The following is a 25,050-nucleotide window of genomic DNA, read 5'->3' as shown; positions in this document are numbered from 1 at the left end:
ATGCCAGTCTGAAGCGCCCGCGGACCGGCCACAATTCGCACAAACCGAGACGCGCATATTCGTCACGCCCCCCGCTGTAGCGGCCGGGCGACTGGAGTATATTGGTCAGGACAGGCGGCCCCGCCGCCGTCAATCGAATGCTTGAACCCATGCCCTGCCCGCCTCCGGTCAGCGGCATCGCGAATCCGCCGCGGCCTGGCCCGGCAGAACCTCTTAGGGGCTTCGAGTTCAATGAAATCGCGCGACTTTTCTTCCTGGATCTGGGGTGACGCGCTGGCGCTGCTGCATCATGCCGAGCGCCTGCAGCGCCAGGTCCTGCAGTCCGCGCAGGCGGCGGCCCACGCCTGGGAGCCGCCCGTGGACATCATCGAGAGCGAGGCGGCCGTGCTGGTCATCGTGGCCCTGCCCGGCGTCGGCCCCGAGGATGTCGTGGTGCGTTTCGATCCCGAGGGCATCACGGTCTCCGGCCTGCGCCCCATTCCCGCCGCCTACGACACCCGCATCCACCAACTGGAAATACCCTACGGCCAGTTCCAGCGCCGCATCCGCCTGCCGCTGCATGCGCTGGAGCCGACCACGCCGCGCCTGGCCGACGGCTGCCTGTTTCTCACCCTGAACAAACTTAGGGAGATCCCATGACCGACTTGCGCACGCTGCCCGAAGATGCGCGCATCATCATTCCCTTGCGCGACGCGGTGCTTTTCCCAGGCGTGCTGACCCCCGTGACGGTCAGCCGGCAGATTTCGGTGGCGGCCGCCCAGGAGGCGGTCAAGGCGGAGCGCCCGGTGGGCTTTCTGTTGCAGCGGGATCCGCAAAAAGACGAGGTGCGGCCCGACGACCTGTATTGGGTCGGCACGCAAGGCCCCATCGCCCGCTACATCACCGGCCAGGATGGCGCGCACCATCTGCTGGTCCAGGGGCAGAGCCGCTTTCGCGTGCTGGAGTTCCTGGAGGGCTGGCCTTTCATGGTGGCGCGCGTGGCCCTGGTCGAAGACACCGGCCAGCGCGACAGCGAGATCGAAGCGCGCTTTCTGCAGCTCAAGCAGCAAACGCTGGAGACCATCGCGTTGCTGCCCAATGTGCCCGACGAGCTGGGCGCCGTGGTGCAGGGCATCGAGTCGCCCACCTTGCTGGCCGATATGGTGACCAATCTCGTGGACATCAAGCCGGCCGAAAAACAGGAGGTGCTCGAGACCTTCGACCTGGCCCGCAGGCTGGACAAAGTCATCGCCCTGCTTGCCGGGCGCATCGAGGTGCTGCGGCTGTCCAAGGAGATCGGCGAGCGCACGCGGGCGCAGTTCGATGAAAGGCAGCGCGAGACCCTGCTGCGCGAGCAGCTGCGCCAGATCCAGAAAGAGCTGGGCGACACCGAGGATACGGCGGCCGAACTCGAACAGCTGAAGACCGCGATCGAGTCGGCCAGCATGCCCGAGGATGTCCTGCGCCACGCGCGCAAGGAATTCAGCCGCCTGCAGCGCATGGGCGAGGCCAGCGGCGAGAGCGCCATGCTGCGCACCTATCTGGAATGGCTGACCGAGCTGCCCTGGAAGCAAGAACCGCAAAAGCCCATAGATCTGAACGAGGCGCGCAAGATTCTGGACGAAGATCACTTCGGCCTGGACAAGATCAAGCGGCGCATTCTCGAGTACCTGGCGGTGCGCAAGCTCAACCCCCAGGGCCGCAGTCCCATCCTGTGCTTCGTGGGCCCGCCCGGGGTCGGCAAGACCTCGCTCGGGCAGTCCATCGCGCGCGCGACGGGGCGCGCCTTCCAGCGCGTGGCCCTGGGCGGCGTGCACGACGAGGCCGAGATCCGCGGCCATCGCCGCACCTATCTGGGCGCCTTGCCCGGCAACATCATCCAGGCCATGCGCCGCGCCGGCACCAGCAATGTGGTGCTCATGCTCGATGAGATCGACAAGCTGGGCGCGGGCGGCTTTCATGGCGATCCGGGCAGCGCGCTGCTGGAGGTGCTCGACCCGGAGCAGAACCATAAATTCCGCGACAACTATCTGGGCGTGGATTTCGACCTGTCGCATGTCATGTTCATCTGCACGGCCAATGCGCTGGACACCATCCCCGGGCCCCTGCGCGACCGCATGGAGATCATCCAGCTGCCGGGCTATACCGAAGAAGAGAAAGTCCAGATCGCGCGGCGCTATCTGGTGCGTCGCCAGCTGGAAGCCAACGGCCTGAAGCCCGAGCAGGCCGACATCACCGACGCCGCCCTGGCCGCCATCGTGGGCGACTACACGCGCGAGGCCGGGGTGCGCAACCTGGAGCGCGAGATCGGTTCGACGCTGCGGCACGCCGCCATGCAGATCGCCGAGGGCAAGGCCGAGCATGTCTCGATCGACGTCGGCGACCTGGCCGCCATTCTCGGCCCGCAACGCTTTGAGAACGAGGTGGCCCTGCGCACCAGCGTGGCCGGCGTGGCCACCGGCCTGGCCTGGACCCCAGTGGGCGGCGACATTCTTTTCATCGAGGCAAGCAAGGTGCCCGGCAGCGGACGCCTCATCCTGACCGGTCAGCTGGGCGACGTCATGAAGGAGTCGGCCCAGACGGCCCTGACGCTGGCCAAGACCTGGAGCGGCGACTCGCTCGAAAAACTGGACATCCATATCCACGTTCCGGCCGGCGCCACGCCCAAGGACGGGCCAAGCGCGGGGGTGGCGATGTTCGTGGCCCTGGCCTCGCTCCTGAGCGGCAAACCGGTCAGCGCCGATGTCGCGATGACCGGCGAAGTCAGCCTGCGCGGGCTGGTGCTGCCCATCGGCGGCGTCAAGGAAAAGACCTTGGCGGCGCTGCGGGCGGGCATCAAGATCGTCATGCTGCCCCGGCGCAATGAGCGCGACCTGGAAGACGTGCCCGCCGAGGCGCGCCAGAAGCTGCGCTTTGTATTGCTGGACCGGGTGGAGGATGCCGTCAAATGCGCCATCGAGGGCGATAGCGGCAGGGCCGGCGGGCCGGCCTGAGCGGACCCGGATGCCCGGCCCCAGGGGCAGCGAGCGCAAAAAAAAATCCTCCGCCCAGGGCGGAGGATTTGCAGGCGGCGCCGTTTACTTTTCGGCGGCGCTGGTAATGGCGTTGCCCGCCCGCGAGACGTCCTTGCCCATGCCGGCCACGGTATTGCAACCCTGCAGCACGAACCCGAACACCACGAAGGCGGTCAGCACGATCTTGCTACGCATAAGGCCCCTCCAGCTCAGGCGATGCGAACGCGCAGTTCGCCCAGGCCTTCGACGCCGCCGACAAGCTCGTCGCCCTTGACCACCGCGCCCACGCCTTCCGGCGTGCCGGTGAAGATGATGTCGCCGGCCTGGAGCTCGAACAAGGTGGACAGATAGGCGATGCTTTCGGGGATGTTCCAGATCATCTGCGAGATGTCGCTGGACTGCTTGCGCTGCCCGTTGACGTCCAGCCAGATGGCGCCGCTGTCGAGCGTGCCGACCACGCTGCGCGGGTGGATGGGGCCCATGGGCGCGGAGAAATCAAAACCCTTGCCGACCTCCCAGGGACGGCCTTGCTTCTTGGCCTCGCCCTGCAGGTCGCGGCGCGTCATGTCCAGACCCAGGGCATAGCCCCAGACGCAGTCATTGGCCTGGTCCGCGGGAATATCCTTGCCGCCCTTGGACAGCACCACGACCAGCTCCATCTCGTAATGCAGGTTGGACGTGCGCGGCGGATAGGGCATGGAGCCGGTTTCGCCGTCGGCCACCGCGACGATGGCATCGGCCGGCTTGTTGAAGAAGAAGGGATCTTCACGGCCGGTAAAGCCCATCTCCTTGGCGTGTTCGGCGTAATTGCGGCCGACGCAGTAGACCCGGCGCACCGGAAAACGGGCATTGCTGCCGGCCACGGGCACCGAGACGGCCGGCAGGGGGGGGGATGACGTATTCCATGATTATTGAACCTCTACGGACGCATGGCCGGCCGGGCCGGCTGACACTGACAATGCGCGAGTTTATCCGTTTTCATGGGCTTTTTTAATGCCCGATCGGCCGCGGGATCGGCCGATCCCGAAAAAACAAAAGCGCGGCGGCGACCGGCATCATGCCGTCGCGGCCGCGCTGCGATCCGCCGCGCATCGCCGAGGCTGTGCGCGGTCGAAGGCTTACTCGCCCTTGCCGTAGCGCTCGGCGCTGCGCAGGATTTCCTGGTGGGCGGCGTCAACGCCCTTCCAGCCCTTGACCTTGACCCACTTGCCCTTTTCGAGGTCTTTGTAGTGCTCGAAGAAGTGCTGGATGCGGGCGATGTCTTCGGCCGGCAGGTCCTCGTAGGACTTGATATTGCGGTAGGGAGGATAGAGCTTGTCCACCGGCACGGCCAGCAGCTTGGCGTCGCCGCCGGACTCGTCGTCCATCTCCAGCACGCCCAGGGCGCGGCAGCGCACGACGGCGCCGATCTGGATGGGGAAAGGCGTGATCACCAGCACGTCGGCCGGATCGCCATCTTCGGACAGGGTCTGCGGAATGTAGCCATAGTTGCACGGGTAGTGCATGGCGGTCAGCATGAAGCGGTCCACGAAGATGGCATCGCTTTCTTTGTCGACCTCGTACTTGACCGGATCGGCATTCATCGGGATTTCGATGATGACGTTGAAATCATCCGGCAGCTTCTTGCCGGCAGGGACTCGTTCGAAACTCATAGTGCAAACCTTGCTGGGTGGTAACTGGAAAGGAAATCAGGTCTTTTCGCCGGGTTTGTCCGCGGGCTTGGCGGCATCGCTGCCGAAGCTGCTGACCGGCGCTTCGATGGCCGCCGGCGGAATGGGCGCGCTGTCGAAGTACTCTTCGATATCGATGGCCGAGCGCAAGGGCACGGCGGCCTGCGCCTCGGGCGGGGCGTCGCGTCCGGCCAGCCGGGCATCCGGGTCGAGCACGTAATCCGCCGCCGAGGCGGCCGCCTCGGGCGGCGCCGCGTCGGCCCGCGGGCCGGCGGCGGCGTAGACCGCCTCCTCGCCATCGACAAAGGCGCCCTCGGCGTCCAGGTGCAGCGGGTCGGCCTGGGTGTCGGCCGCCGGCAAGGCCGCGTCGGTGGCCAGGATAGGCAGCGCCATGCTGGCCGCGGTCGCCAGGCGCCAATGCTTGGCCGCCTCGGCCGGGCGGTTCAGGCGGTCATAGAGGCTGCCCAGCAGCGCATGCGTCTGGGCGTCATTGCGGCGCGAGACGCTGCGCTGCAGATAACGCTCGGCCTGGCCCCAGAGCTGGCCATTCAGGCACAGCAGGCCCAGGGCGGTCAGCATGCCGGCATCGGCCGGCCGCTGCTGCAGCCAGGTCTCGGCCTTGGCCAGGCGGCGCGGCACCTGATCGGCCTCGCAGCGCGCATAGGCCGCCACCAGGACGGGGTTGAACTTCGCGGCGATGGCCGACTCAAGGATGCGGGCCGCCTCGTTGTGCTCGCCCGCCGCCTCGAAGGCCGCGGCGCCGGCCAGGGCGATATTGGGCAACAGGCGCTCTTCGGTCTTGAGGTCCTTCCAGACCTCGCGCCATTGCTCGCTGGCCATGCCGGCGCGCAGGCGGGCCGCGCCGGCGCCGTCGATCAATTGCTCGGCCTCGGCCTTGTCCATGGCGTTGCGCCGCACCAGGCCGCGCGCCAGCGCGAACACACGCTCCTGGTGGCCGAGGGCTTTTTCGGCGCGCAGCAGCAGGCGCATGGTATGCAGATGGCGCGCGCCGCCGTCTTGCAGCGGCGCAAGCACGTCGAGGGCCTGGGCGGGCTGGCCCTGGTCCAGCAGCATGTCGGCCGCCACCGTGGCGGTCGCTTCGATCAGGCCGGCATCGTCGCCGGCTTCTTCGCGGGCCTTGGCCAGCATCTGGTCGCGCCGCTCGAATTCACCCAGGCCATGCTCGGCTCGCGCAGCCGACAAGGCGGCCAGCACGCGCCGGCCGCGCACCTTGGTCTGATCCAGCAGCTTGACCAGGTCTTTCTCGGCGTGCGAGAAGCGCCCCTCCAGCAGGCTGATCCAGCCGCGTTCGAGCAATTCGTGGTCGCGGGCCTGGGCGCGGCGGCCGCGCCAGGCCCGCACGCGATCGGGGATGGCCACCAGCCAGGCCAGCAGCCGCAAACCGACATAAAGCGCGACAAACAGCACGACCAGCAGCAGCACGGCCAGCGCCAGCGACATCTCCAGCCGCCAGGGCCAGACCAGGATGAGCACATTGCCCGGATGCGCGCGCAGCACCACCGCGACCGCGACGGCCACGCAAGCCAGAAGTAGAGTCCAGAACCAGGTACGCATGTGCTCAGTCCTGCTCGTCGGGCTTGAAGCCGGCCGCGCGCAGCGCGGCGATGCCGTTCAGGCTGTCGGCGACGTCAGGCACGCGCACCGCGATATCGGTCTGGGCCAGCTCGCGCGTGAGCGCCAGCGCGGCCTGCGTATCGGGAGAGCGCGCATCGAAATACTTGGACAGCGTGTCGTTGACGTTGTCCAGTTCGCTCTTCCAGACGGCGGGCTGGCGCATCAGCATGGCCAGCTGCAGGGAGAGCAGGCGCTGGCGCAGCACGGAGCGCAGGTCGGCGGCCTGGTCGGTCGACAGCAGCAGCGCAGCCGGCTGGTCCACCCGCTGCACGCGGATCAGGTCGCCCAGCTCATTGGCCAGGGCGGCGCCCGCGCGGCCCGGCCAGGATCCGATCTCGGCGCGCCAGCGCTGCCACCAGGCGGCATCGGCCGGCAGCGGTTCGGGCGCCGGCGGCGGCACGGCCACCCGGCCCTGGGCCGGCGCCTGCGGCGCCAGCTTGGGCGCGGCGCCATCGGGCACCAGCAGCGGAGCGCGGCCCACCAGGGCCACCAGGCGCTCGATGCGGGCCGACAGCGCCGGGATGTCCACCGTGCTGACGGCGCGCAGGCGGTCCAGGTCGCCATTGATGGCCTGCTGCACGCTGGCAAAGCGCGGACGGTCGGCGCGGGCCAGACGGGCCTGCGCCGACTCCAGCGCCACCACGGCATTGTTGACATTGCCAGCCAGGCGCAATTGCTGGCTGGCCACGGTGATCAGGCGTTCGACGTCATTGGCCAGCATCTCGTCGCTGGTGCCGTCGTTGAGGTTCTGCATGGCCTGCTGCAGGGCGCTGTACTGGCTTTGGGTCTCGCGGACTTTGTTTTCCAGGTCGGCCACGCGGCCACTTTGCGCCTGCGCCAGGGACAGGGCCTCGCGCACATCGTTGCGGGCCTGCAGCAGGTCGCCCGAAAGGCGGTCCAGCCGGGCGGCGACTTCGCGGCCGCTCTTGGCCGACTGCTGGCGCAGGTTCCAGAGGGCCGCGCCCAGCCCGATGGCGATCAACAGGACGATGATGAGCGCCGTGGACAGCACGCCCCCCTTGCGGGCGGGTTTGGGCGGCTTGGCGGTCTCCGGCGCGCGCTCGGCAGAACCGCCCGCCGGCGGGCTCGGCGGAAGAGAAGAGGTATTGTCTGTCATGACGCGATTGTATTCGTTGATGGCATGAAAGGACGACTCAGGCAGCACCAAAGGCCTCGAATATCGCCTCATCGGCAGGCATGCATTCTTTTACCATTGCGGCCGCGCCCTCGCCAGCAAGCGCCAGCCGCTGCCGCAATACCGGGTGTGTGATGACGTAACGGCACTGCGGCCACCAGGAGGGCAGGCCGGCGCGGGCGAGCTGGGCGGCAATGGCGTCGATGCCTTCGCCGCTGGTCAGCAGCCAGGTGGCTGCCCTGCCCTGCGCGGCCCATAGGCGCAGGGTGTCGAGGCGGGATGCCTCCCACTGCGCGGGCAGGCGGCGATAGACCGCGTGCACGCAAACCTCGGCGCCGGCCTGGCGCAGTTGGCTGGCCAGCCAGTCGCGCCCCCGCGTGCCCCGCACCAGCAGCACCTTGCGCGGCAAGACGCCGCGCGCCTGGATGAGGCGCCACAGGGCCTCGGAGTCATGCGTGGGGGCATCGTCGCCAGGATGCAAAACTGTTGTATTCGCGCCAAAAAAACCCGAGCCGGTGAGCGCGCGGGCGCTGGCCGGGCCCACCGTGGCCGCCGCCGTGCCGGGCGGCCAGGCGCCGCCGCCGCCGAAGACCTGCCCCAGGTAGAGCCGGGCCGCATTGCCGGACACAAAGACCACCAGGTCGAAGTCCTCGGGCCGGGGCAGGCCCGCGCCGGGCGGCGGCAGGGTCTCGATAAGCAAGGCCGGCCAGGCATGGACCTCCCAGCCGGCGCCGCGCAAGCGCGTGGCCAGGGCTTCGTTGCGGCCCGCGGGCCGCGTCAGAATAGCCAAAGGCGACATCATGCCCCCCTTGCCAGGCGCCGCGTCAGGGCGCCGTATCGTCTTGCAGCAACTCGGCCAGAATGGCCCCCGCGCCTTTATCGAGCAGGTCTTGCGCCACGGCCAGGCCCAGGCGCTCGGCGTCGGCGGCCGCGCCCGTGCGCGTGGCGCGCAGGATGCGGTTGCCGTCGACCGAGGCCACCAGGGCCTCGATGCGCAGTTCGTCCCGATGCAGTTCGGCATAGGCCGCCAGCGGAACCTGGCAGGAGCCGCCCAGCTTGCGCGAGACGGCGCGCTCGGCGCTGGCACAGGCCGTGGTGGCCGCGTTGGACAGCGGCGCCAGCCAGGCGCGCATCTCGTCGCGGTCGTCGCGGATCTCTATGCCCAGGGCCCCCTGCCCGGCCGCGGGCAGGCTTTGCGCGGGCGACAGGCGGCCGCGGATGCGATCACCGTAGCCCATGCGCTCCAGGCCGGCGACAGCCAGCACGATGGCGTCGTATTCGCCGCGATCGAGCTTGTCCAGGCGGGTGTCGAGATTGCCCCGAAGCGGCTTGACCGTCAGGTCCGGCCGGGCGGCCCGTATCTGCGCCTCGCGGCGCAGGCTGGACGTGCCGACCACGGCGCCGGCCGGCAAAGCCTCCAGCGATTCGTGGCGGTTGGACACAAAGGCGTCACGCGGATCGGCCCGCTCCAGCACGGCGCACAGCTCGAAGGGCGGCTGCATATCGACCGGCACGTCCTTCAGGGAATGCACGGCCAGGTCGGCCCGCCCGTCGAGCAGGGCCGCCTCGAGCTCCTTGACGAACAAGCCCTTGCCGCCGACCTTGGACAGCGTGCGATCGAGGATTTGATCGCCGCGCGTGGTCAGGGTGAGGAGTTCGACCGCGCACGCCGGGTACAGCGCGCGCAGCCTGTCCCGCACATGCTCGGCTTGCCAGATGGCAAGCCGGCTCGCGCGGGTGGCGATGACCAGACGTTGTGGCAGGGACACGTTGTGGCGTCAGAGGAAAGACGACACGATGACCGTGGCCACCACACCGATGATTGCCAGGATGAACAGGCCTTGCAGCAGGCTCAGGCCTGATTCCGATTGTTGCAGATCTTCAGTCTTACGCAGACTCATTGGCGGATTCCTTGGAGGCGTTTTTCTTGCGGCTTGCCAGCCAACGTCCCAGGACAATGACCAACAGCGCGCCGATAACTTCGACGGTGATTTTAACCGCCTGCGGCTGTTCGCCAATTTGATTCACGACAAACACGTCGGTGACCAGCATTCCGCCCGCGATCCAGCCCAGCAGACCCGCGCCGAAAGTGACCACCAGGGGGAAGCGGTCGATGAGCTTGAGCACCAGGGTGCTGCCCCAGATGATGATGGGCACGCTGACGATCAGGCCGAAGACCACCAGGCCGATCTGATGGTCGGCATGGGCGTTCTGGGCCGCGCCGGCAATGGCGATGACGTTGTCCAGACTCATGACGAAGTCGGCCACGATAATGGTCTTGACGGCCGCCCAGACCGAGACGCCGCCCTTGATGTTGCCATGGCCGTCATCCTCGGGGATCAGGAGCTTGACGCCGATCCACAGCAGCAATGCGCCGCCGACGATCTTCAGGAAGGGGATGTTGAGCAGGGTGAGCGCAAAGGCGATCAGGACGACGCGCAGCAGGATGGCCCCGGCGGTGCCCCATAGAATGCCCTGCATGCGCTGCTTGGCGGGCAGGTTGCGGCAGGCCAGCGCGATCACGACGGCATTGTCACCGCCCAGCAGGATGTCGATCAGGATGATCTGAAAGACGGCGGCCCAACTGAGGGTCTGGAAAAACTCAAGCACTTGTAACTCCCTTTGGCGTTCTTAGAGGTATTTCACCGCCAGCCGCCCCGGAGATCCAGTCTCGAAATGTCAAAAGGGGCGGCCCCTTCCTCCTGTCTAGCGCTGCGGAGGAATGCGGCACAACCCCTTATTGTAGTTCAGCTTTCAGTCAGCTTTCTGACGAATCAAGAAAAACTTTCCGATTGCCAAAACCAGTAGCGCGCCGACGGCGCCGCACATGAGCGCGAGCTGATGCTCCGTCACGCCCAGCATGCTGTCGATACGCTGGATCGAATCATGCAGCGCGGGATCGCCCACCAGCAGTTCGCCGGCGATAAAGCCCAGCAGCGCCGCGCCCACCCAGACGATGAGCGGGAAGCGTTCAATGACCTTGAGCAGCAGCGTGCTGCCGAAAATCACCAGCGGGATACTGATGGCCAGGCCCACCACCAGCAGCGTGGTGTCGCCCATGGCCGCGGCGGCCACGGCCACCACATTGTCCAGACTCATGACCAGATCGGCGATCATAATGGTGCGGATGGCCGCGAACAGCCCGCCATTTTCCTTGCCGGCGCCATCTTCTTCGCCTTCGGGCAGCAGCAGCGTGACGCCGATATAGACCAGCAGCAAGGCGCCGATCAGCTTGAGCCAGGGCAGCAGAAGCAGCTTGGCCGCCACCAGGGTCAGCACGATACGCATGATGATGGCCGCCGCGGAACCGACGACGATGGCCTTCTTTTGCTGATGCGGGGGCAGCGAGCGGGCCGCCAGCGCGATCACCACGGCGTTGTCGCCGGACAGCAGGATATTGACCCAAATGATCTGGAGCAGCGCGATCCAGAATGCAGCAGAACTAAGTTCCATGCCTCTCTTTCCTAGAATGATCCCCTAGGTGTTGTGTGTACAAGAGCGAAAAGCGCACTTGCCGTCTCTGTCGGTTGCGAGCCGGGACAGCCTCGTTTTTTCAGTGCGCGGATGTGCGGGGTAGAGCCACCCTCGCCTTTCATTATAGTTTCTAAGACCTGTCCGCCGGCTTTCCCGGCCGCGCGGATACACAAAAAACCTGTCTGGGAGTTGAAATCCCCCCTATTTCGCGCCGCATGGACGAAAAAAAAGCCCGCCACGAGGGCGGGCTTTTCGCGCTTGGCGGCGAGGCCGGCTTTACAGCACCGACTTCAGCAGCTTGCCCATTTCGGAGGGGTTGCGCGTGGTCTTGATGCCGCAAGCTTCCATGACTTCAAGCTTGGCATCGGCCGTGTCGGCGCCGCCGGAGATCAGCGCGCCGGCGTGGCCCATGCGCTTTCCCGGAGGAGCGGTGACGCCCGCGATGAAGCCAACCACCGGCTTCTTCATGTTGTCCTTGGCCCACTGGGCGGCGGCAACTTCGTCCGGACCGCCGATCTCGCCGATCATGATGACGGCGTCGGTGTCGGGATCGTCATTGAAGAGCTTGAGCACATCGACGTGCTTCAGGCCGTTGATGGGGTCGCCGCCGATACCGACGGCGCTGGATTGGCCCAGGCCCAGTTCGGTGACTTGCGCCACGGCTTCATAGGTCAGGGTGCCCGAGCGGCTGACGATGCCGATGCGGCCCTTGCGGTGGATGTGGCCGGGCATGATGCCGATCTTGATTTCATCGGGCGTGATCAGGCCGGGGCAGTTCGGGCCCAGCAGCAGGGTCTTGCTGCCCTTGTCGCGCATGCGGTTCTTGACTTCGAGCATGTCGCGCACGGGGATGCCTTCGGTGATGCAGATCACCAGGTCCAGCTCGGCCTCGACGGCCTCCCAGATGGCGGCGGCGGCACCCGCGGGCGGCACGTAGATCACCGACACGGTGGCGCCGGTGTCTTGCTTGGCGTCCTTGACCGAGGCGTAGATGGGGATGCCTTCGAAGTCTTCACCGGCCTTCTTGGGGTTCACGCCGGCCACGAAGGCGGCTTTGCCATTGGCGTACTCACGGCACATGCGGGTGTGGAACTGGCCCGTCTTGCCCGTGATGCCCTGGGTGATGACTTTGGTGTCCTTGTTGATCAGAATCGACATTTGTGAATCCTTGGCAATTTTTTACTTGGCAGCGGCGACGACCTTGGTCGCGGCTTCGGCCATCGTGTCGGCGCTGATGATGGGCAGGCCGGATTCGGCAAGCATCTTCTTGCCGAGTTCTTCGTTGGTGCCCTTCATGCGCACGACCAGCGGCACGCTAAGGTTGACGGCGCGGCAGGCGGAGATCACGCCTTCGGCGATGACGTCGCAGCGCATGATGCCGCCGAAGATGTTGACCAGAATGGCCTTCACGCCCTTGTTCTTGAGCATGATCTTGAAGGCTTCGGTGACCTTCTCGGCCGTGGCGCCACCGCCGACGTCCAGGAAGTTGGCCGGTTCGCCGCCAAACAGCTTGATGGTGTCCATCGTGGCCATGGCCAGGCCGGCGCCATTGACCAGGCAGCCGATATTGCCGTCGAGCTGGATGTAGGCCAGGTCGAACTTGGAGGCTTCGATTTCAGCGGGATCTTCTTCGTCCAGGTCGCGGTAGGCGACGATTTCCGGATGACGGAACAGGGCGTTGGAGTCAAAGTTGAACTTGGCGTCCAGGGCGATGATATTGCCCTTGCTGTCGCGGTTCAGGGGGTTGATTTCGACCAGCGAAGCGTCCGTGTCCATGTAGCACTGGTACAGCTTCTTGAAGACGTCGACGGCCTGGGCGGTCGAGTCGGCCGGCAGGCCGATGGCGTCGGCCACCTTCTTGGCCTGGGCGTCGGTCAGGCCGACGATCGGGTCGATGTATTCGGTGATGATCTTTTCGGGCGAGGAATGGGCCACCTCTTCGATGTCCATGCCGCCTTCGCTCGAGGCGATCAGGGCGACCTTCTGCGTGGCGCGGTCGGTGACCAGCGACACGTAGTATTCCTTCTGGATGTCGGCGCCGTCTTCGATGTAGAGGCGGTTGACCTTCTGGCCCTGGGGGCCGGTCTGGTGCGTGACCAGCTGCATGCCCAGGATCTGCGAGGCCAGTTGACGGACTTCGTCCAGCGAGCGGGCGAGCTTGACGCCGCCGCCCTTGCCACGGCCACCGGCGTGGATCTGCGCTTTGACGACCCAGACCGGACCGCCCAGCTTCTCGGCAGCCGCGACGGCCTCATCTACGGAAAAGGCGGGAATACCGCGCGGCACGGGCACGCCAAATTTCTTCAGCAGTTCCTTGCCTTGATACTCGTGGATTTTCATGTGTTACCTGTCAGGACGAATGAGAAAAAGAAGATGACTCGGATGTCGCGTCGGCCGTGTCTGGCGCACTATCCCCCGTGTACCACCGGGGATAGTACTCAAGCACGACGGGCCCGTCGGTGCGCAGTGCATGACAGCCATCCAGCTGGAAGGGACGCTGACCCTCGTTGACGGTTTCGCGCCGGCGATTGGCCATCATCTGCACGGCCGCCGTGGGCAGGATCTGGGAAAGCTCGGTCATGTGGGTACAGCCCGCCACACGCCCGAAACGCTCCTTGACCCGGTTACGGAACCCTTTCAGCAGATTCAAGCCAACCAGGCCGCCGTACGCTTGATCGATCGCCATACAGGAGGCCTCATACGGAGCCGCGTCGTAGGCGGCATGGGCCGCGACGACGTTGAACTCCTCATCGATGGTGAGGCGCAGATGCATGTGATGGATGGGGTCGCCGGCCTTGAAGATTTCGCCGTTGCGCCTGGGAAAATCGTAGGCCTTGACGTCGATGAGCTCGGCATCGAGATCGAACAGGCCGTCTTCGCGCCCATAGCATTGCACGCGTATAGAACGCGTATGCAGGGGCTGACGAGGAACATCGGGCGGTGGCAGAGGCATAGGAAGGCCTGCGGGCGACTTTGGCGCAAGGCAGCAAAACCATCAAAGTATAACGCAGCCGTTCCGGATGACGCGCCGGGATTTCGCAGTGCAAAAAAGGAACCCGAACCCCTGCCCGGCGGCCGGCGGCGCGGCGCACGAAAAAAACCCGCGCCGGGGACGGCGCGGGCGGGCGGGGACAGGCGGCGCTCAGGCGGTCTGGCGCAGATTGCGGGCGGCCTGGACCATGCCGATCAGCGCGGCCTCGGTTTCCGGCCAGGCGCGGGTCTTCAGGCCGCAGTCCGGATTGACCCACAGGCGCTCCTTGGGCAGGCTTTTGGCGGCCTTTTGCATCAGGCCGACCATCCAGTCCACATCAGGCACATTGGGCGAGTGGATGTCATAGACGCCCGGGCCGATGTCGTTGGGATAGCGGAAGTCCTCGAAGGCCTTGAGCAGCTCCATATTGGAGCGCGAGGTCTCGATGGTGATGACGTCGGCATCCATGGCGGCGATGGATTCGATGATGTCATTGAACTCCGAATAGCACATATGGGTGTGGATCTGGGTGTCGTCGGCCACGCCGGCGGTGCTCAGGCGGAAGCAGTCCACCGCCCAGTCCAGGTAATGCCGCCAGTCGGCGCGGCGCAGCGGCAGGCCTTCGCGGATGGCGGGTTCGTCGATCTGGATGACCTTGACGCCGGCCTGCTCCAGGTCGACGACTTCGTCGCGCAGCGCCAGGGCCAGCTGGCGGCAGGTGGCCTCGCGCGGCTGGTCGTCGCGCACGAAGGACCATTGCAGAATCGTCACCGGGCCGGTCAGCATGCCCTTGACCGGCTTGTCGGTCAGGGACTGGGCGTAGGAGGACCAGCCCACGGTCATGGGAGCGGGACGCGCCACGTCGCCGAAGATGATCGGCGGCTTGACGCAGCGCGAGCCATAGCTCTGCACCCAGCCGTTCTTGGTGAAGGCGAAGCCGGCCAGCAGCTCGCCGAAGTACTCCACCATGTCATTGCGCTCGGGCTCGCCGTGCACCAGGACATCCAGGCCGACCTTCTCCTGGAAGCGGATGACTTCCTCGATCTCCTTGCGGATGGAGGTTTCATAGGCCGAGTCGCTCAGGGCGCCGGCCTTCCAGTCGCGGCGCAGGGCGCGGATTTCGGCGGTCTGCGGGAAGGAGCCGATGGTGGTGGTCGGGAAGGCCGGCAGCTTCAGGCGCGCCTGCTGCCGGCTGATGCGCTCGGCAAAGGGCGCGCGGTCGCGCGAGACATCGGCGGCGCCGGCCATGCGGCGGGCCACGGCAGGGTTGTGGATGCGCGGCGACGCGCGGCGGGCGGCCAGCGCGGCGCGTTGGGCCGCCAGGCCTTCGCGGGCCGAGTCATCGCCATCCAGGGCGCGGCCCAGCAGGTTCAGTTCTTCGAGTTTCTGGGCGGCAAAGGACAGCCAGCTCTTGAGTTCGGCGTCCAACTCGGTCTCGGCGGCCAGGTCCACCGGCACGTGCAGCAGCGAGCACGAGGGCGCCAGCCACAGACGCTCGCCCAGTTGCCGGGCAATGGGCTCAAGCACCTTGAGCGCCTCGTCCAGGTCGGTGCGCCAGATATTGCGGCCGTTGATCACGCCCGCCGACAGGATCTGGCCGGCGCCCAGGGCCTTGACCACCTCGGCCAGTTGCTCCGGGGCGCGCACGAGGTCCACATGCAGGCCGGCCACCGGCAGCGCGGCCACGGTCGACAGATTGTCTTTCAGGCCGTCGAAATAGCTGGCCAGCAGGAGCTTGACGGGACTGTCCGCCAACTGGGCGTAGGTGTCACGGAAAGCATCGCGCCAGGCTTGCGGCAGATCCAGCGCCAGGATGGGCTCGTCGATCTGCACCCACTCCACGCCCAAGGCGGCCAGCCGCTTGAGGACTTCCTGGTAGACGGGCAGCAGATTGGCCAGCAGCGCGAGCTTGCCGGCGTCGGCCGGGCCTTGCTGGAAGGCGTCGCCCTTGCCGAGGTAGAGCCAGGTCAGCGGGCCGGGGATGACGGGCTTGACGGCGTGGCCCAGGGCCTGGGCTTCCTTGACCTGGTCGAACAGGTAGTCGCGGGCGATGCGATAGGTCTGGCCGGGGACCAGCTCCGGGACGATGTAGTGGTAGTTGGTGTCGAACCACTTGGTCATTTCGCAGGCGGCGGCGGGCTTGCCGCTGGGCGCGCGGCCGCGTCCCATGCGAAACAGGGTGTCCAGGCTCACGGCCTCGGATTCGGGCTGGCCGAAGCGGGCCGGCACCGCGCCCAGCAGCGTGGTCCACTCCAGGATGTGGTCGTACCAGGCGAAATCGCCCACCGGCACGAAGCGCAGGCCGTTGGCGGCCTGGCGCCGCCAATGCGCGGCGCGCAGCTCGCGGCCGGTGGCCAGCAGTTCTTCGGCGGTTTGCTTGCCGGCCCAATAGGCTTCGACGGCGCGCTTCAGTTCGCGTTGGGCACCGATGCGCGGAAAACCCAGATTATGAATAATAGTCATATGAATATCCGCTCAAGACAAAATAATTTCAAGTCAGGCCGCTATTCTGCGTGCAAAGCAAGCTGAGTCAAAATCAATCTCTACATGCATAACTTGAGAGATTTTCATAAACTAGGTTTTTTGCCCGCCGCCCCCCATGCTTGAAATCCGCCATCTTGAAACCCTGTCCGCCATCCGGGATGGCGGCAGCCTGCAGGAAGCCGCCGAGCGCCTGCACCTGACGCAGTCGGCGCTATCGCATCAGTTGCGCGATCTCGAAACCCGCCTGGGCACGCCGCTGTTGAACCGGCGCACGCGCCCGGCCCGGCTCACCACGGCGGGACTGCGCGTGCTGGCGCTGGCCGACGAGGTGCTGCCGCGCCTGCGCGCCACCGAGCGCGAACTGCTGCGCCTGGCGGCCGGGCGCACCGGCCGGCTGCATCTGGCCATCGATTGCCACTCCTGCTTCCAGTGGCTGATGCCGGCCCTGGACGCCTTTCGCGCGCAGTGGCCCGATGTGGCGCTGGACCTGTCGGCGGCGTTTTCTTTCGCGCCGCTGCCGGCGCTGGTGCGCGGCGACCTGGATCTGGTCATCACCTCCGACCCCCAGCCGCTGGAGGCCGTGGACTACCTGCCGCTATTTCGCTATGAACTGGTGCTGGCCGTCTCGGAGAACAACCCGCTGGCCAGCCTGCGCCACGTCATGCCGGAGCAACTGGCCGACCAGACGCTGATCACCTATCCGGTGGACCGCCAGCGCCTGGATGTCTTCACGGCCTTTCTGGACCCGGCCGATGTCGAGCCCGCCGCGCTGCGGCGCGCCGAGCTCACGCCCATGATCGTGCAATTGGTCAACAGCAACCGCGGCGTGGCCGCCCTGCCCAACTGGGCGGTGGCCGAGTATGTGGAACATGCGCCGCTCAAGCTGCTGCACCTGGGGCCCCAAGGCGTCTGGCGCACGCTGTACGCCACCGTGCGCGGCGAAGACCGCGACGCCTCGTATATTGATGAGTTTCTGACGATAGCCCGGGACGTCAGCTTCAAGACGCTGACGGGGATCAAGAGCGCCAAGCACTGAGCCTGGGCTCAGTCGTCGCCGCCCTCGCCCAGGATGCGGCGGATGACCTCATGGGCAAAGCCGCGCGAGGCCAGAAAGCGCGCCTGCTTGGCGTAGGCGTTGCGGTCCTGGGGTTTTTCGCCGTAGCGGCGGCGCCACACCTCCAGGGCGCGCTCGTATTCGGTGGCGCGCAGGGCGTCGCGCACCTCGGCGATATCGGCGTCCTCGACCCCGCTTTGCCTTAACTCCTGGACGATGCGCGCCGTGCCCTGGCGCGGCGCGCGCCGGTGCACCAGGCTTTGCGCAAAGCGGGCGTTGGACTGCCAGCCTTCTTTCTGCAGGGCATCGAGCACTGCTTCGATTTCTTCGGCGCTTTCGGCATGCGGGCGCAGCTTGCGCGCCAGCTCGGCGCGCGAGTGCTCGCGGCGCGACAGATAGCCGACCGCGCGCGCCTTCAGGCTGGGGCCTTTGGGGCGCGGCGCCTCGGCCGGCTTGGCCAGCGTTTCGAAGTCATCCTCGCGCCGCTGGCGCCCGGTGTCGGGGGAACGCGAAACCATGCAATGCCGGCCGGAAGGAGACGGCGCGCTCAGTCTTCGGTGCTTTCTTCGGCGGTGGGCGCGAATTCGGCGGCGCGGCTGACGATGCCTTGGTTTTCGCGGATCTTGTTTTCGATCTCGATGGCCATGGCGGGATGCTCCTTGAGGTACTCGCGCACATTGTCCTTGCCCTGGCCGATGCGGTTGCCGTTATAGCTGTACCAGGCGCCGGATTTTTCGACCACGTTGGCGGCCACGCCCAGGTCGATGATCTCGCCCTCGCGCGAGATGCCCGCGCCGTACATGATGTCGAACTCGGCCTGCTTGAACGGCGGCGCCACCTTGTTCTTGACGACCTTGACGCGGGTTTCGTTGCCCACGACCTCGTCGCCCTTCTTGATGGAGCCGATGCGGCGGATATCCAGACGCACGGAGGAATAGAACTTGAGCGCGTTGCCGCCGGTGGTGGTTTCGGGGTTGCCGAACATCACGCCGATCTTCATGCGGATCTGGTTGATGAAGATCACCATGCAGTTGGTGCGCTTGATGGTGGCGGTCAGCTTGCGCAGGGCCTGGCTCATCAGGCGGGCCTGCAGGCCGGGCAGCGCGTCGCCCATCTCGCCTTCGATTTCGGCCTTGGGCACCAGGGCCGCCACCGAGTCGATGACGATGAGGTCGACCGAACCGGAACGCACCAGGGCGTCGGTGATCTCGAGGGCCTGCTCGCCGGTGTCGGGCTGGGAGATCAGCAGGTCGCCCAGGTTGACACCCAGCTTGGAGGCGTACTGGACGTCCAGCGCGTGCTCGGCGTCGACGAAGGCGCAGGTGCCGCCGACCTTTTGCATTTCGGCGATGACCTGCAGCGTCAGCGTGGTCTTGCCCGAGGACTCGGGACCATAGATCTCGACCACGCGGCCGCGCGGCAGGCCGCCGACGCCCAGCGCGATGTCCAGCCCCAGCGACCCGGTGGAAACCACCTGGATGTCGTGCTCGACCTCGTTGTCGCCGTAGCGCATGATCGAGCCCTTGCCGAACTGTTTTTCGATCTGAGAAAGCGCGGCGGCCAGGGCCTTGGCTTTTTCCGATGCGGCCTTGCTGGTTTTGTCGTCCATGGAGAGTCCTATATGCGTGGCCGGGCAGGAGCCGGCCCAACGGGTCGAGCGGGTCTATCGTGCCAACCGGCGCGGGCGCGGCCTGCGCGAACCCCGATTGGATGTGCGAACGCGGATTATGGCATCGGAGTATACTGGATAAACAAACAGTATGTACAGGTTTTCCACGTATTCCCTGAGTGGCAAGGGTTGCCGCCTGTGACAGAATGCCCCGCACCCGGAGACGACGCGAAAACCGGCCGGCACGGCCCCGCCCGCGCCAGGCCGCGACGCCCGCCCGGCAATCCCGCCGGCGCCCGCCGGCCAACCACCGCCGTACCGCATGCGCATCCTGATTGCCGAAGACGACAGCATCCTGGCCGATGGCCTGTCGCGCTCCCTGCGACACAATGGCTATGCCGTGGACGCCGTGCGCGACGGGCTGGCCGCCGACTCGGCGCTGGCCGCCCAGCCTTTCGATCTCCTCATCCTGGACCTCGGCCTGCCGCAGCTGACGGGCCTGGAGGTGCTGCGCCGCCTGCGGGCGCGCAATTCGCTGCTGCCGGTGCTCATCCTGACCGCGGCCGACAGCGTCGAGCAGCGCGTCAAGGGCCTGGACCTGGGCGCCGACGATTACATGGCCAAGCCCTTTGCGCTGTCCGAACTCGAGGCCCGCGTGCGCGCGCTCACCCGCCGGGGCGCCGGCGGCGGCGCCACCGTGATCCGCCATGGCCGCCTGGTCTTCGACCAGACCGGGCGGGTGGCCACCGTGGACGAGCAGACCCTGGATCTCTCGGCCCGCGAAGTCAGCCTGCTGGAGATCCTGCTGGCGCGCAGCGGCCGCATGGTGAGCAAGACCCAGCTGGTCGACCATCTCTGCGAATGGGGCGAGGAAGTCAGCACCAACGCCATCGAAGTCTACGTCCACCGCCTGCGCAAGAAGCTTGAGCCCAGCGGCGTCAAGATCATCACCGTGCGCGGCCTGGGCTATTGCCTGGAACGGGATCAGGGTGCCGCGGCCTACTCCCTCGCCAGCTGATCCGGCGGCCTCCGAAGCGGTCAACCAGGAAGCGGTCGAGGCGCTGCGCGGCGGCGCCAAGGGCCCCAGCTTCGCGCCGCCGCAACGGTCGCTGCTGGGCGAGATCCTGGACTGGATGCTCGCGCCGCTGTTCCTGCTCTGGCCCATGAGCGTGGCCATCACCTATGTGGTGGCGCAGAACATCGCCAACGCCCCCTATGACCGGGCGCTCGCCAATAATCTGCATGTGCTCACCCGCCAGGTGCAGGCCGAGGACGGGCGCGCCGTGCTGCATATGAGCGACGCGGCGCGCGAAGTGCTGCGCGCCGACGAGACCGACAGCGTCTTCTGGATGGCCCTGGGCAGCCGGGGCGAATACCTGGGCGGCGACCGCGCCCTGCCCCTGCCGCCTTTGGCCGGCCAGCCCCGGCCCGGCCAGGTGCTGTACGCCGATGACAACCTGCGCGGCTTCGACATCCGGCTGGCCTATACCTGGGTGGACCTGGACCTGCCGGGCACCGAGCCTCCCCTGCTCATCGTGGCCGAGACCGGCGAAAAACGCGCCCAGCTGGCCAACGACATCATCAAGGGCGTGATCATCCCGCAGTTCGTGGTCCTGCCGGTGGCGGTGCTGCTGGTCTGGTTCGGGCTGTCGCGCGGGGTCGCGCCGCTCAATGCCTTGCAGCAGCGCCTGCGCGCCCGGCGCCCCGATGATCTGTCGCCCATCGACGAGCACGCCGCGCCCTCGGAGATCGCGCCGCTGGTGGCGGCCATGAACGACCTGCTGGACCGCCTGTCCTCCAACGTCGAAGCCCAGCGCCGTTTCGTGGCCGACGCCGCCCATCAACTGAAAACGCCGCTGGCCGGCCTGCGCACGCAGGCCGAGCTGGCCTTGCGCGATGCCAGTCCGGACGAAATGCAATCCAGCCTGAGGCAGCTGGTGACCGGCTCTGACCGGGCCACGCGCCTGGTCAACCAGCTGCTGCTGCTGGCCCGGGCCGAGACGCCGGACGCCGCCGGCATGTCGCGGGTGGACCTCAACGCCATCGCCTCGGAGCAGACCATGCATTGGGTGCCGCAGGCGCTGTCCCTGAACACCGACCTGGGCTTCGAAGGCTGCGACCAGCCGGTGGACATCATGGGCAACCCGATTCTGCTGGGCGAGCTGATCAACAATCTGGTCGACAATGCCCTGCGCTATACGCCGCGCGGCGGGCACATCACGGTGCGCGTGCGCCAGGACGGCGGTCAGGCCGTGCTGGAGGTCGAAGACTCCGGGCCCGGCATCCCTCCCGAAGAGCGCGAGCGCGTCTTCGACCGCTTCTACCGCGTGCTGGGCACGGTGGCCGACGGCAGCGGCCTGGGCCTGGCCATCGTGCGCGAGATCGCGCAAAAGCACCGCGCCGATGTGCGCATCGAGGGCCATCCCAGCGAGCACTCCGACCTGCCGGGCACACGCATCGCCGTGATGTTCGGGCAGTACAACGCCCCGCCCCTCCTGGAGTCCGAGACCTGACCTAGGGAATGCCCGCAAGCTCCCAAGGGATGGTTTCATATAGTTACATAATTAAGATTCAGGTAAGGGTTACGTCAGAACCTCGTCAGTCTTGCTCCTTACCTTGTCGGACAAGCTCAACGCCGCGACGGCCGAGGGTAGGGAGCACGGTGGACGACCACCGGCCAATAACGAGGAGACTTCATGAGCACAACGACGTTACCGGGCCGCGGCCCGCAGGCGGAGCCCCGCCCAATGTCAAAGGACGAGCGCAAGGTGATTTTCGCCTCGTCCCTGGGTACGGTTTTCGAGTGGTACGACTTCTATCTGTACGGCTCGCTTGCGGCAATCATCGCGCAACACTTTTTCTCGGGCGTGAACCCCACGGCCGGCTTCATCTTCGCGCTGCTGGCCTTCGCCGCCGGCTTCGCCGTGCGTCCTTTCGGCGCCCTGGTCTTCGGCCGCCTGGGCGATCTGGTGGGCCGCAAGTACACCTTCCTCGTCACCATCGTCATCATGGGCCTGTCGACCTTCCTGGTCGGCATCCTGCCCAGCTACGCCTCCATCGGCATCGCCGCTCCCGCCATCCTGATCATCCTGCGCCTGCTGCAAGGCCTGGCCCTGGGCGGTGAGTATGGCGGCGCGGCCACCTACGTGGCCGAGCACGCCCCGCATGGCCGCCGCGGCTTCTACACCAGCTGGATCCAGACCACGGCCACCCTGGGCCTGTTCCTGTCGCTGCTGGTGATCCTGGGCGTTCGCAACTACATGGGCGAAGATGCGTTCAAGGAATGGGGCTGGCGCATTCCCTTCCTGATCTCCGTGGTGCTGCTGGGCATCTCGGTCTGGATCCGGATGCAGCTCAACGAATCGCCGACCTTCCAGCGCATGAAGGAAGAGGGCAAGGGCTCCAAGGCGCCGATCGCTGAATCGTTCGGCCAATGGCGCAACCTCAAGGTGGTGATCCTGGCGCTGCTGGGCCTGACCGCCGGCCAGGCCGTGGTGTGGTACACGGGCCAGTTCTACTCCCTGTTCTTCCTGACGCAGACGCTGAAGGTCGACGCCAACACCGCCAACATCATGATCGCGATCGCGCTGCTGATCGGCACGCCCTTCTTCGTGATCTTCGGTTCGCTGTCCGACAAGATCGGCCGCAAGCCCATCATCATGGCCGGCTGCCTGATTGCCGCCCTGACCTACTTCCCGATCTTCAAGGGCATCACCACCTACGCCAACCCGGCGCTGGCCCAGGCCCAGGCTTCGGCCCCGGTCACCGTGGTCGCCGACCCGGCCACCTGCTCCTTCCAGTTCAACCCGGTCGGCACGGCCTCGTTCACCAGCTCCTGCGACGTGATCAAGTCCTTCATGGCCCGCAACGCGGTGAACTACCAGAACCAGACGGCGCCGGCCGGCTCGGTGGCCAAGGTCAAGATCGGCAACGACGAGTTCACCTCCTTCGACGGCAAGACGCTGCCGGCGGCCGAATTCAAGGCCAAGGTCGCGGAACTGGACAAGGCCCTGACCACCGCCATCCGCGCCCACGGCTACCCGGCCAAGGCGGATCCGGCCCAGACCAACAATGTCATGGTCGTGCTGCTGCTGACCATCCTGGTGATCTATGTGACCATGGTGTACGGCCCCATCGCCGCCATGCTGGTGGAGATGTTCCCGACCCGCATCCGCTACACCTCGATGAGCCTGCCGTACCACATCGGCAACGGCTGGTTCGGCGGCTTCCTGCCCCCCGTCGCCTTCGCCGTGGTCGCCGCCACCGGCAATATCTACGACGGCCTGTGGTACCCCATCATCATCGCGGTCATGACCCTGGTGATCGGCACGCTGTTCGTGCGCGAAACCAAGGACAACGACATCAACGCCTAAAGCACCGTTCCCCCGCCGGATTGGACCGCTGCGCCAGTCCGGCCCTTCAAAAGCTCCCTCGGGAGCTTTTTTTTTGCCCCTTGGGGCTTTCAGGACGTTGTCAGACCACAACAGTAGACTGGGCGCTCAGATTACAGCCTTGCGCTGTACCCGCGGACAAACGATCCCCTGGACGCGGGTTGCAGGGTAGTGTTCTGACACCGATGCCGCGTTCCCCGCGAGCCTTTTTTGACGCGGTATCGTGTGCCCCGTATCGGCCCGGCGCTTGCCGGGCCGTCTTTTTTTCCGCCTCCGGAAAAAACAAAGGCCGGCGAGGCCGGCCTTTGGGCGACAGCACAGCGCCCGTTCAGCGGCGCATGCCGACACCGACCACCAGCACGCCGACGACGATCGCCGCCACGCCGGCCCAGGTCGGGATGGCGACGGACTTCTCGGTTTCCGCAGTGGCCTTGACCGAGCCGACCTGCAGCACGGTTTCCTCCGATTTGTAGCTGAAGCCTTTGTAGATCAGGCCGGCCGCGCCCAGTGCTATCAGAATCACACCCACGATGGTGGCAGGTTTCATCGCCCATCCCCTTTCTGCTGTTGACGATGGTCGGCACCTTACCCCATGCCCGATGGCTCTGTCAGTGACAGAGCGTGTCATGTCAAACAATCCGGCCGGCGAGGCGCCATGAGGCGTCGCGCTCGTATAGAATCTACGCTTTTGCCCGACGCCATGTGGTTCAAGAATCTCAAGATCTATCGACTGTCCGCCCCCTGGACGTTGACCGGCGAGCAGCTTGAAGAAAGCCTTGCGCGGCACGCCTATCAAAGCGGCAACAACCTCGAAATGCAAAGCCTGGGCTGGATTTCGCCGCGCGAGAACGCCAGCCTGGCGCACAGCGTCAACGGCCAGATCCTGCTGTCGCTGCGGGCCGAAAAAAAGCTGCTGCCGACCACGGTCGTCAACCAGGTCGCCCGGGCCCGCGCCCAGGAAATCGAAGAGCAGCAAGGCTATAAGCCGGGCCGCAAGCAGATGAAGGAAATCAAGGAGCGCGTCACCGACGAGCTCCTGCCGCGCGCCTTCAGCATCTATCGCGATACGCGCGTGTGGATCGACACCGTCAATCACTGGCTGGTCATCGATGCGGCCGCCTCGGCCAAGGCCGACGAGGTCATCGGCATGCTGGTCAAGACGGTGGATCCCCTGCCGCTGGAAAACCTCTACGTGGCCCAATCGCCGGCCGCGGCCATGACCGGCTGGCTGGCCGCCGATGAGGCGCCGGCCAATTTCTCCATCGACCAGGACACGGAATTGCGCGCCTCCGGCGAGAGCCGCGCGGCCATCCGCTACGTCAAGCACAGCATCGATGCCGACGATGTGCGCCGCCATATCCAGTCCGGCAAGCAGTGCACGCGCCTGGCCATGACCTGGGCCGACCGGGTGTCCTTCGTGCTGACCGAGTCCATGGACATCAAGCGCGTGGCGCCGCTGGACGTGCTGAAGGAAAATCCCGACAGCGTGGCCTTCAATGACGACGAGAAGTTCGATTCCGACATGGCGCTCATGACCGGCGAACTGGCGAAAATGCTCGCCGAGCTGGTCGACGCCCTGGGCGGCGAAAAGCGCGGCTGAGCGCGCCGCCCAGAAGCAAAACCGCCCCTTGCGG

At 66.4% G+C, this 25,050-nt stretch carries 24 protein-coding genes; 7 read left to right on the top strand and 17 right to left on the bottom strand.

Annotated features, from left to right (window positions below):
- Positions 1–231: 231 nt before the first annotated feature.
- Together L540_RS12370 and lon are read left to right on the top strand one after the other, a co-directional pair.
- Positions 232–639 (top strand): Hsp20/alpha crystallin family protein, encoded by a 408-nt coding sequence (locus tag L540_RS12370; RefSeq protein WP_043208862.1) that lies wholly within the window; start codon positions 232–234, stop codon positions 637–639.
- Positions 636–2,972, top strand: coding sequence for an endopeptidase La (gene lon, locus L540_RS12365; RefSeq protein ID WP_043208859.1), 2,337 nt, complete (start codon positions 636–638; stop codon positions 2,970–2,972). Before L540_RS12370 ends, lon begins: the two co-directional genes overlap by 4 nt.
- An 84-nt stretch (positions 2,973–3,056) precedes the next feature.
- Here lon and L540_RS12360 read toward each other — a convergent pair whose 3' ends face one another.
- From L540_RS12360 to metE, 14 genes are all read right to left on the bottom strand, one after another.
- Entirely contained in the window at positions 3,057–3,188 is a 132-nt protein-coding gene (locus L540_RS12360) for an entericidin A/B family lipoprotein (RefSeq protein WP_043208858.1), read from the bottom strand.
- Positions 3,189–3,202: 14 nt separating this feature from the next.
- Complete coding sequence (locus L540_RS12355; protein ID WP_372432941.1) at positions 3,203–3,856, bottom strand: fumarylacetoacetate hydrolase family protein; 654 nt, start codon at positions 3,854–3,856, stop codon at positions 3,203–3,205.
- 255 nt (positions 3,857–4,111) lie between these two features.
- A complete protein-coding gene (ppa, locus tag L540_RS12350; RefSeq protein ID WP_043208854.1) occupies positions 4,112–4,645 on the bottom strand; it encodes an inorganic diphosphatase in 534 nt (177 codons plus the stop codon).
- 36 nt (positions 4,646–4,681) lie between these two features.
- Positions 4,682–6,238, bottom strand: a complete 1,557-nt coding sequence (locus tag L540_RS12345; RefSeq protein ID WP_043208852.1) for a heme biosynthesis HemY N-terminal domain-containing protein — start codon at positions 6,236–6,238, stop codon at positions 4,682–4,684.
- 4 nt (positions 6,239–6,242) lie between these two features.
- Complete coding sequence (locus tag L540_RS12340) at positions 6,243–7,415, bottom strand: uroporphyrinogen-III C-methyltransferase (protein ID WP_109842529.1); 1,173 nt, start codon at positions 7,413–7,415, stop codon at positions 6,243–6,245.
- A gap of 37 nt (positions 7,416–7,452) precedes the next feature.
- On the bottom strand, positions 7,453–8,232 hold the full coding sequence (locus tag L540_RS12335) for a uroporphyrinogen-III synthase (protein WP_043208976.1): 780 nt from the start codon (positions 8,230–8,232) through the stop codon (positions 7,453–7,455).
- 25 nt (positions 8,233–8,257) lie between these two features.
- The gene (gene hemC, locus L540_RS12330; RefSeq protein WP_043208849.1) at positions 8,258–9,202 is read right to left on the bottom strand and encodes a hydroxymethylbilane synthase; all 945 of its coding nucleotides are present in this window, start codon (positions 9,200–9,202) and stop codon (positions 8,258–8,260) included.
- A 9-nt stretch (positions 9,203–9,211) separates the two neighbouring features.
- Positions 9,212–9,334, bottom strand: coding sequence for a hypothetical protein (locus L540_RS22075; RefSeq protein ID WP_029580353.1), 123 nt, complete (start codon positions 9,332–9,334; stop codon positions 9,212–9,214).
- The gene (locus L540_RS12320; RefSeq protein ID WP_043208847.1) at positions 9,321–10,043 is read right to left on the bottom strand and encodes a TerC family protein; all 723 of its coding nucleotides are present in this window, start codon (positions 10,041–10,043) and stop codon (positions 9,321–9,323) included. The genes L540_RS22075 and L540_RS12320 overlap by 14 nt, the downstream gene beginning before the upstream one ends.
- 144 nt (positions 10,044–10,187) lie before the next feature.
- Positions 10,188–10,886, bottom strand: a complete 699-nt coding sequence (locus L540_RS12315; RefSeq protein ID WP_043208845.1) for a TerC family protein — start codon at positions 10,884–10,886, stop codon at positions 10,188–10,190.
- Between the two features lie 297 nt (positions 10,887–11,183).
- Positions 11,184–12,065: a succinate--CoA ligase subunit alpha gene (sucD, locus tag L540_RS12310; RefSeq protein ID WP_043208843.1), complete on the bottom strand. Its 882-nt coding sequence runs from the start codon at positions 12,063–12,065 to the stop codon at positions 11,184–11,186.
- 21 nt (positions 12,066–12,086) lie between these two features.
- The gene (gene sucC, locus L540_RS12305) at positions 12,087–13,247 is read right to left on the bottom strand and encodes an ADP-forming succinate--CoA ligase subunit beta (protein ID WP_043208842.1); all 1,161 of its coding nucleotides are present in this window, start codon (positions 13,245–13,247) and stop codon (positions 12,087–12,089) included.
- 10 nt (positions 13,248–13,257) lie between these two features.
- Positions 13,258–13,860 carry a DUF2889 domain-containing protein gene (locus L540_RS12300; RefSeq protein WP_043208840.1) on the bottom strand — a complete coding sequence of 201 codons (603 nt, stop codon included), beginning with the start codon at positions 13,858–13,860 and terminating at the stop codon, positions 13,258–13,260.
- 189 nt (positions 13,861–14,049) lie between these two features.
- A complete protein-coding gene (metE, locus tag L540_RS12295; protein WP_043208836.1) occupies positions 14,050–16,341 on the bottom strand; it encodes a 5-methyltetrahydropteroyltriglutamate--homocysteine S-methyltransferase in 2,292 nt (763 codons plus the stop codon).
- 136 nt (positions 16,342–16,477) lie between these two features.
- Between metE and L540_RS12290 the strand changes: the two genes are divergently transcribed.
- Positions 16,478–17,398, top strand: a complete 921-nt coding sequence (locus tag L540_RS12290; RefSeq protein WP_043208835.1) for a LysR family transcriptional regulator — start codon at positions 16,478–16,480, stop codon at positions 17,396–17,398.
- An 8-nt stretch (positions 17,399–17,406) separates the two neighbouring features.
- On the opposite strand, the gene recX is transcribed toward L540_RS12290, so the two are convergent.
- Positions 17,407–17,934, bottom strand: coding sequence for a recombination regulator RecX (gene recX / locus L540_RS12285; RefSeq protein ID WP_043208833.1), 528 nt, complete (start codon positions 17,932–17,934; stop codon positions 17,407–17,409).
- A 29-nt stretch (positions 17,935–17,963) separates the two neighbouring features.
- Complete coding sequence (gene recA / locus L540_RS12280) at positions 17,964–19,025, bottom strand: recombinase RecA (RefSeq protein WP_043208832.1); 1,062 nt, start codon at positions 19,023–19,025, stop codon at positions 17,964–17,966.
- Positions 19,026–19,347: 322 nt separating this feature from the next.
- Here recA and L540_RS12275 point away from each other — a divergent pair, with 322 nt between their 5' ends.
- From L540_RS12275 to L540_RS12265, 3 genes are all read left to right on the top strand, one after another.
- Entirely contained in the window at positions 19,348–20,043 is a 696-nt protein-coding gene (locus L540_RS12275) for a response regulator transcription factor (protein WP_043208830.1), read from the top strand.
- A gap of 115 nt (positions 20,044–20,158) precedes the next feature.
- On the top strand, positions 20,159–21,538 hold the full coding sequence (locus L540_RS12270) for a sensor histidine kinase (protein WP_109842530.1): 1,380 nt from the start codon (positions 20,159–20,161) through the stop codon (positions 21,536–21,538).
- Between the two features lie 183 nt (positions 21,539–21,721).
- Positions 21,722–23,398 (top strand): MFS transporter, encoded by a 1,677-nt coding sequence (locus L540_RS12265; protein ID WP_043208826.1) that lies wholly within the window; start codon positions 21,722–21,724, stop codon positions 23,396–23,398.
- A gap of 346 nt (positions 23,399–23,744) precedes the next feature.
- Here the strand turns inward: L540_RS12265 and L540_RS12260 are convergent, their stop codons facing one another.
- Positions 23,745–23,963 carry a hypothetical protein gene (locus L540_RS12260; RefSeq protein WP_043208824.1) on the bottom strand — a complete coding sequence of 73 codons (219 nt, stop codon included), beginning with the start codon at positions 23,961–23,963 and terminating at the stop codon, positions 23,745–23,747.
- A gap of 153 nt (positions 23,964–24,116) precedes the next feature.
- On the opposite strand from L540_RS12260, the gene L540_RS12255 reads away from it, so the two are divergent.
- Complete coding sequence (locus tag L540_RS12255; protein ID WP_043208974.1) at positions 24,117–25,016, top strand: recombination-associated protein RdgC; 900 nt, start codon at positions 24,117–24,119, stop codon at positions 25,014–25,016.
- The last annotated feature ends 34 nt before the right edge of the window (positions 25,017–25,050 follow it).

Origin of the sequence: Bordetella pseudohinzii (assembly GCF_000657795.2) — a bacterium.
Classification (GTDB): Bacteria; Pseudomonadota; Gammaproteobacteria; order Burkholderiales; family Burkholderiaceae_B; genus Bordetella; species Bordetella pseudohinzii.
Note: the sequence above shows the minus strand (reverse complement) of the source record. Positions and strands in the feature narration are given on the sequence as shown.

Excerpts from the sequence above, each read along its gene's own strand:
- L540_RS12370 (WP_043208862.1), top strand. The coding sequence starts at position 232 with ATGAAATCGCGCGACTTTTCTTCCTGGATCTGGGGTGACGCGCTGGCG.
- lon (WP_043208859.1), top strand. The coding sequence starts at position 636 with ATGACCGACTTGCGCACGCTGCCCGAAGATGCGCGCATCATCATTCCC.
- L540_RS12360 (WP_043208858.1), bottom strand. The coding sequence starts at position 3,188 with ATGCGTAGCAAGATCGTGCTGACCGCCTTCGTGGTGTTCGGGTTCGTG.
- ppa (WP_043208854.1), bottom strand. The coding sequence starts at position 4,645 with ATGAGTTTCGAACGAGTCCCTGCCGGCAAGAAGCTGCCGGATGATTTC.
- L540_RS12345 (WP_043208852.1), bottom strand. The coding sequence starts at position 6,238 with ATGCGTACCTGGTTCTGGACTCTACTTCTGGCTTGCGTGGCCGTCGCG.
- L540_RS12340 (WP_109842529.1), bottom strand. The coding sequence starts at position 7,415 with ATGACAGACAATACCTCTTCTCTTCCGCCGAGCCCGCCGGCGGGCGGT.
- L540_RS12335 (WP_043208976.1), bottom strand. The coding sequence starts at position 8,232 with ATGTCGCCTTTGGCTATTCTGACGCGGCCCGCGGGCCGCAACGAAGCC.
- L540_RS22075 (WP_029580353.1), bottom strand. The coding sequence starts at position 9,334 with ATGAGTCTGCGTAAGACTGAAGATCTGCAACAATCGGAATCAGGCCTG.
- L540_RS12315 (WP_043208845.1), bottom strand. The coding sequence starts at position 10,886 with ATGGAACTTAGTTCTGCTGCATTCTGGATCGCGCTGCTCCAGATCATT.
- sucD (WP_043208843.1), bottom strand. The coding sequence starts at position 12,065 with ATGTCGATTCTGATCAACAAGGACACCAAAGTCATCACCCAGGGCATC.
- sucC (WP_043208842.1), bottom strand. The coding sequence starts at position 13,247 with ATGAAAATCCACGAGTATCAAGGCAAGGAACTGCTGAAGAAATTTGGC.
- L540_RS12300 (WP_043208840.1), bottom strand. The coding sequence starts at position 13,860 with ATGCCTCTGCCACCGCCCGATGTTCCTCGTCAGCCCCTGCATACGCGT.
- metE (WP_043208836.1), bottom strand. The coding sequence starts at position 16,341 with ATGACTATTATTCATAATCTGGGTTTTCCGCGCATCGGTGCCCAACGC.
- L540_RS12290 (WP_043208835.1), top strand. The coding sequence starts at position 16,478 with ATGCTTGAAATCCGCCATCTTGAAACCCTGTCCGCCATCCGGGATGGC.
- recX (WP_043208833.1), bottom strand. The coding sequence starts at position 17,934 with ATGGTTTCGCGTTCCCCCGACACCGGGCGCCAGCGGCGCGAGGATGAC.
- recA (WP_043208832.1), bottom strand. The coding sequence starts at position 19,025 with ATGGACGACAAAACCAGCAAGGCCGCATCGGAAAAAGCCAAGGCCCTG.
- L540_RS12275 (WP_043208830.1), top strand. The coding sequence starts at position 19,348 with ATGCGCATCCTGATTGCCGAAGACGACAGCATCCTGGCCGATGGCCTG.
- L540_RS12270 (WP_109842530.1), top strand. The coding sequence starts at position 20,159 with ATGCTCGCGCCGCTGTTCCTGCTCTGGCCCATGAGCGTGGCCATCACC.
- L540_RS12265 (WP_043208826.1), top strand. The coding sequence starts at position 21,722 with ATGAGCACAACGACGTTACCGGGCCGCGGCCCGCAGGCGGAGCCCCGC.
- L540_RS12260 (WP_043208824.1), bottom strand. The coding sequence starts at position 23,963 with ATGAAACCTGCCACCATCGTGGGTGTGATTCTGATAGCACTGGGCGCG.
- L540_RS12255 (WP_043208974.1), top strand. The coding sequence starts at position 24,117 with ATGTGGTTCAAGAATCTCAAGATCTATCGACTGTCCGCCCCCTGGACG.